The organism is Pseudoxanthomonas mexicana, from assembly GCF_001556105.1.
In the GTDB taxonomy this organism is placed as follows: Bacteria; Pseudomonadota; Gammaproteobacteria; order Xanthomonadales; family Xanthomonadaceae; genus Pseudoxanthomonas_A; species Pseudoxanthomonas_A mexicana_A.
The window spans coordinates 1-5,589 of the sequence record NZ_LSIF01000070.1; the positions used below are offsets into that span (position 1 = coordinate 1).

Below are 5,589 nucleotides of genomic sequence, written 5' to 3' on the forward strand. Positions count from 1 at the left end.
AAAGCGTACGAGAAAATTCCACTTCTGAGGTCTGCTAATCTGCGGGGGGATTACCATCGCCACGCTGCTGATCCGCGACTACACCGGGCGCAGGGCGCCGATGGTGGAACGGCCGCAGGGATCGACGCATGCGCAGCGCATCCTCGACTTCTACTTCTGGATGGCGCGCGAGGATGCCGCCAACTTCATCGCCTTCCCCGCGTTGTGGAGCGTGTCGGCCCGCTGGTCGCCCACGGTCGAAGCCGAAATGAACACCGCATTGCGCCGCATGCGCGAGCCGGTGCGACTGGAACTCAACCGTGGCATGGGCGCCGGCGAGTTCCGCGGCCTGGATATCCAGCATGCCGACGAAATGATCTGGCAGAGCTACCAGCACGGATTGCGCGCCGTGTCGGTCAACGGCGGCACCCCGGCGATGGCGGTACCCCAGGTGTTCAAGACACTGGAAGCCTTGTCGGCCTGAGGCAGCGCCCACCGGGCGCACACGTAGCCGCACACGAGCGGCCTCCTTCGGGAGGCTTTTTTTTCGCCGACAGGGCACGGCCCGGTCGCGGCCATGTCCCTTGCCCCATCCCTGCCGGGGATCGCGAGCCTACCGGCGCACCGCATCGAGACGGCGTGCGCAACGCACGCGCGATGCTGCGAAGATCGCGATCTTCAATGCCTTCATGCGACGACGTTTTCTTGAGGCGCGCACGGATGCTGAGCGTCGATGGCGAACACAGGGCGCGATCGCGCAGAACGCGCATTACCGCGCGCGCGCGATGCCCGGCAAGCGTGATCTCCATCACTCCCCGCTCCGTGCAACGGCCTACACTGCGCGAGCCCGCGCGGCGCTGTTCCGTCCGCTTACCCGATCCCTTTGAGCACGCCACCCTCCGACCATCAGCGCCCGCACCCGGCCCTCTCGATGAAGCCGAAACGCCGCGACTTCCGCCTGGACATCATCGTCCTGCTGGGTTCCATCACGGCGGTGACCATTGCGTCGTTCGGTGTCTACCGAGGATTTCACGGCGAATGGTGGATGGCGGCGTTCGACATGGCCGTCGTGCTGCTCGTCGCGGCGCCGGTCGTCTATGCGTGGCGCACCGGGGACAGTCGGCGCGCCGGCAATGTCCTGGCCGCGCTCAATTCATGCGCCGCGTTCGTCGTCTGCATGCGGCTCGGCCACACCGCGCTGTCATGGACCTATCTGGTCCTGCTCACCAACTTCTTCATCGCGAATCGCTGGCTGGCGGTGGTCTGCAACCTGGTGCTGATCGCGGGCATCCCGTTGTTCCCCGGCTTCTTCCACGATGGCGTGCACGCGGCGTCGGTGGTGATGAGCGGCGTGCTGATCACGGTGTTCTCGCTGATCTTCGCCGCACGTACGCAGGACGACCGCGTGCAGCTCGAACGGCTGGCATCGATCGATACGCTGACCGGCGTGCCCAACCGCCGCAGCATGGAACGCGCGCTGGCGGACGCTGTCGAGCGCTTCCAGCGCGACGAATGCTGCTTCGGCCTGGTGGTGCTGGACCTCGACCACTTCAAGGACGTCAACGACCAGTACGGCCACGCGGCCGGCGATGCCGCCATCGCCGACCTGGCCTCCATCCTGCGTTTCGAGATGCGCCGCAACGACCAGGTATTCCGTTTCGGCGGCGAGGAGTTCGTGGCGCTGCTGGAACTGGACAGCCGCGAGGCGCTGGAATCGGCCACCGAACGCATCCGCAAGTCGGTCCGCGGCTCACTGCGCGGGCCGGGCGGCCGCATCACCATCTCGCTCGGCGCCGCGCTGCTGCGCGAGCAGGAGAAGACCTGGCACGACTGGTTCTCGCGCGCCGACGCCGCGCTTTACCGTGCCAAGTCGGGCGGCCGCGACAGCTACGTCATCGCGGACGACCTGTTCTGACCGGACCCGGCCGCCACACGCGGTCGGCGTCCTCCTGCGTCGCACGCGATGGCGCTACGGCACGGGCGAGCAGCCCCGGACGCCGCCGGCGGGTCAACCGCCGACCGGGGAGGTGGACGATGCCACGTTGCCACTCCGTCACGGAGTGGAACGGGACTTGCACGACCTGGACCGACCCCGTCGGAAACACGCCATGTCTGAGCAGGACGAAAGCGGCGAACGCACTGAATTACCCACCGAGAAACGACTCCGCGAAGCCCGTGAGCAGGGCAACGTCCCGCAGTCGCGCGAGCTGGCGACGGCGGCGGTGTTCGGCACGGGCGTGCTGACGATCATCGCGATGGGCCCGGGCCTGGCGCGTGACACGCTGGGCTGGATGAAGATCGCACTGACGCCGGACCCGGCGCTGATGCGCCAGCCGGACCAGTTGTTCGGCCATGTCGGCCTGATGATGCTGAAGCTGCTGGTCGCGATCGCCCCGGTCGCGGCCATCTGCGTGCTGGCCGGCCTGGCGGCGCCGGTGGCGATGAGTGGCCTGCGGTTTTCGCAGAAATCACTGATGCCCGACTTCAAGCGGCTCAGCCCGGCAGCCGGTCTCAAGCGCCTGTATGGCGCGGAAGGCATGGCCGAGCTGCTGAGGTCGCTGCTGCGCGTGGCGCTGATCGGTGGCGCCGCCGCGATCTGCCTGACGCTGGGCCTGAACCCGCTGCGCGAGCTGCTGACCATGCCGCTGGAACAGGCGGTGCGCAGCGGCCTGAAGTTCACCAGCACCCTGCTGCTGGCGACGACGGGCGGGCTGGTCCTGCTGGCGGCCATCGATGCGCCGTACCAGAAGTGGAACTGGCTGCGGAAGCTGAAGATGACCCGCGAAGAGCTGCGCAAGGAGATGAAGGAAAGCGAGGGCAGCCCGGAAGTGAAGGGCCGCATCCGCCAGATGCAGCAGCAGATGTCGCAGCGCCGGATGATGGAGGACGTGCCCAAGGCCGACGTGATCGTGGTCAATCCGACCCACTACGCCGTGGCGCTGAAGTACCAGGCCGGGCAGATGGGCGCCCCCACCGTGGTCGCCAAGGGCGTGGACGAACTGGCCATGCGCATCCGTGAAGTGGCCGACGCCCACCGCATCGCCATCGTCTCCGCCCCGCCTTTGGCACGCGCCTTGTATCGCGAAGGTCAGCTTGGCCGGGAGATCCCCGTGAGACTGTACGCCGCCGTCGCCCAGATCCTGTCCTACGTGTACCAGTTGCGTGCCTGGCGCGTGGGCGAAGCCCCGTTGCCGGACCTGCCGTCCGTCGACGTGGATGAACATGGAGGCAAGGCATGAGCGCGCAACCCGCCGGCAGCATGCGCTGGATGGACATGCTGAAGAACGGCCTGGGCGCGCCGCTGGTCGTGCTGGCGCTGCTGGCCATGATCGTGGTGCCGCTGGCGCCGCCGGTACTGGACGCCCTTTTCAGCTTCAACATCGCCATTTCGCTGGTGGTGCTGCTGGCGGTGATCTACGTGAAGCGGCCGCTCGACTTCACCATCTTCCCGATCATCCTGCTGATGACCACGATGCTGCGCCTGGCGCTGAACGTGGCCTCCACCCGCGTCATCCTGTTGCACGGCCAGAACGGCCATGAAGCCGCCGGCAAGGTCATCGCGGCCTTCGGCGAGTTCGTGGTGGGCGGCAACTACGCCGTCGGCATCGTGGTGTTCGCCATCCTGACCATCATCAACTTCGTGGTCATCACCAAGGGTGCCGGCCGCATCGCCGAAGTGTCGGCGCGCTTCATCCTGGACGCCATGCCCGGCAAGCAGATGGCCATCGACGCCGACCTCAACGCCGGCGTGCTGACCCGCGAGGAAGCCAAGGCCCGCCGCGAGGAAGTCCGCGCCGAAGCCGACTTCTACGGCTCGATGGACGGTGCCAACAAATTCATCCGCGGCGACGCCATCGCCGGCATCCTGATCCTCTTCATCAACCTCATCGGCGGGTTCGCCGTGGGCATGCTCCAGCACGGCATGCCGGCCGCCGAAGCCGCCTCGACCTACACGCTGCTGTCCATCGGCGATGGCCTGGTCGCCCAGCTGCCCGCCCTGCTGGTGTCGTCGGCGGTGGCGATGCTGGTCACCCGCGCGTCGCGCTCGGAAGACATGGGCACGGCCGTCATGGGCCAGGCCTTCGGCCAGCACAAGGCGCTGGCGGTGGCCGCCGGCGTGCTGGGCCTGGTCGGGCTGGTGCCCGGCATGCCCAACGTCGCCTTTTTGACGCTGGCGGCCGGCATCGGCTACCTGGCCTGGAAGATGTGGAAACGCACCCAGGAAGGCCCCGAGGCCACCGGCGATGTGCCGGCCCTGCCCGGCCCGGGCGCGCCCGACCGCAATGCCGAACTGACCTGGGACGAGCTGCGCCCGGTCGATCCGCTGGGCCTTGAGGTCGGCTACCGGCTGATTCCGCTGGTCGACAAGAACCAGGGCGGCGAGCTGATGTCGCGCATCAAGGCCGTGCGCCGCAAGTTGACCCAGGACCTGGGCTTCCTGGTGCCGCCGGTGCATATCCGCGACAACCTGGAGCTGCCGTCCAACGGCTACCGCCTGCTGGTGCATGGCGTGCCGGTGGCGTCGGCCGAGATCCATCCCGACCGCGAACTCGCGCTGGACCCGGGCGGCGCGTTCGGCACCATCGACGGCATCCCCGGCAAGGACCCGGCGTTCGGCCTGGATGCGGTGTGGATCCAGGCGCACCAGAAGGCCACCGCCGAATCGCTGGGCTATACCGTGGTCGATCCGGCCACGGTGATGGCCACCCACCTCTCGCACCTGGTGCGCGAGCACGCACCGGAACTGCTGGGTCACGAGGAAGTGCAGCAGTTGCTGGCGCAGCTGGGCCGCAGTGCGCCGAAGCTGGTCGAGGACCTCACCCCGAAGGCGCTGCCGCTGGCCACCGTGGTGCGCGTGCTGCAGAACCTGCTGATCGAGCGCGTGCCGATCCGCCAGCTGCGCCGCATCGCCGAGGCGCTGGTCGAGTTCGCCCCGCAGAACACCGACCCGGCCGCGCTCACCGCCGCCGTGCGCACCTCGCTGGGCCGTTTCATCGTGCAGGAGATCTCCGGGATGGCGCCGGAACTGCCCGTCTATACCTTGGCGCCGAATCTGGAACGCGTCTTGCAGGACAGCACCCAGGGAACCGGCGCGGCGCTGGAACCGGGACTGGCGGAACGCCTGCACCAGAGCCTCGCCGACGTGGTGACCAAGCAGGAAGCCCGCAGCGAGCCTGCGGTGGTGCTGGTACCGGGACCGGTCCGCGCCGCCCTCGCCCGCCTGGTCCGCCACAGCGTCCCCTCGCTGTCGGTACTGGCCTACAGCGAGGTTCCCGAGGACAAGCGGTTGAAGCTGGTCGGCACGATCAGCTGAGGCCGGAGCAGCAGAACCCGACGCGACATCGAACCGGATAGCACGCCATGAAAATCAAACGCTTCGTTGCCCCCGACATGCGCACCGCCTTCGCGATGGTGCGGCAGGAGCACGGCCCGGATGCGGTGATCCTGTCCAACCGGGTCACCGAGGACGGCGTCGAGATCGTTGCCGCGAGCAACTACGACGAAGCGCTGGTGCAGCGCACGCTGGATGCGATGCGCCCGGCCGCGCCCGCCGCGCCGCTGCATCCGCTGCTCGACCCCACCACCCCGGCACCGGCCGCCAACGCCCCG

The 5,589-nt window shown here is 68.2% G+C and carries 4 protein-coding genes and 1 pseudogene; all 5 read left to right on the forward strand.

Features of this window, described 5'->3' with window-relative positions; genetic code table 11:
• Positions 1–100 precede the first annotated feature (100 nt).
• A complete protein-coding gene (locus AX730_RS12770) occupies positions 101–463 on the forward strand; it encodes a hypothetical protein (RefSeq protein WP_062357125.1) in 363 nt (120 codons plus the stop codon).
• Positions 464–910: 447 nt separating this feature from the next.
• Positions 911–1,894 carry a GGDEF domain-containing protein gene (locus AX730_RS12775; RefSeq protein WP_062357126.1) on the forward strand — a complete coding sequence of 328 codons (984 nt, stop codon included), beginning with the start codon at positions 911–913 and terminating at the stop codon, positions 1,892–1,894.
• Between the two features lie 193 nt (positions 1,895–2,087).
• The gene (gene flhB / locus AX730_RS12780) at positions 2,088–3,218 is read left to right on the forward strand and encodes a flagellar biosynthesis protein FlhB (protein WP_062357128.1); all 1,131 of its coding nucleotides are present in this window, start codon (positions 2,088–2,090) and stop codon (positions 3,216–3,218) included.
• Positions 3,215–5,293, forward strand: a complete 2,079-nt coding sequence (gene flhA / locus AX730_RS12785) for a flagellar biosynthesis protein FlhA (protein WP_062357130.1) — start codon at positions 3,215–3,217, stop codon at positions 5,291–5,293. The genes flhB and flhA overlap by 4 nt, the downstream gene beginning before the upstream one ends.
• Positions 5,294–5,340: 47 nt before the next feature.
• Positions 5,341–5,589: pseudogene (locus AX730_RS12790) on the forward strand (flagellar biosynthesis protein FlhF); the annotation flags it as partial.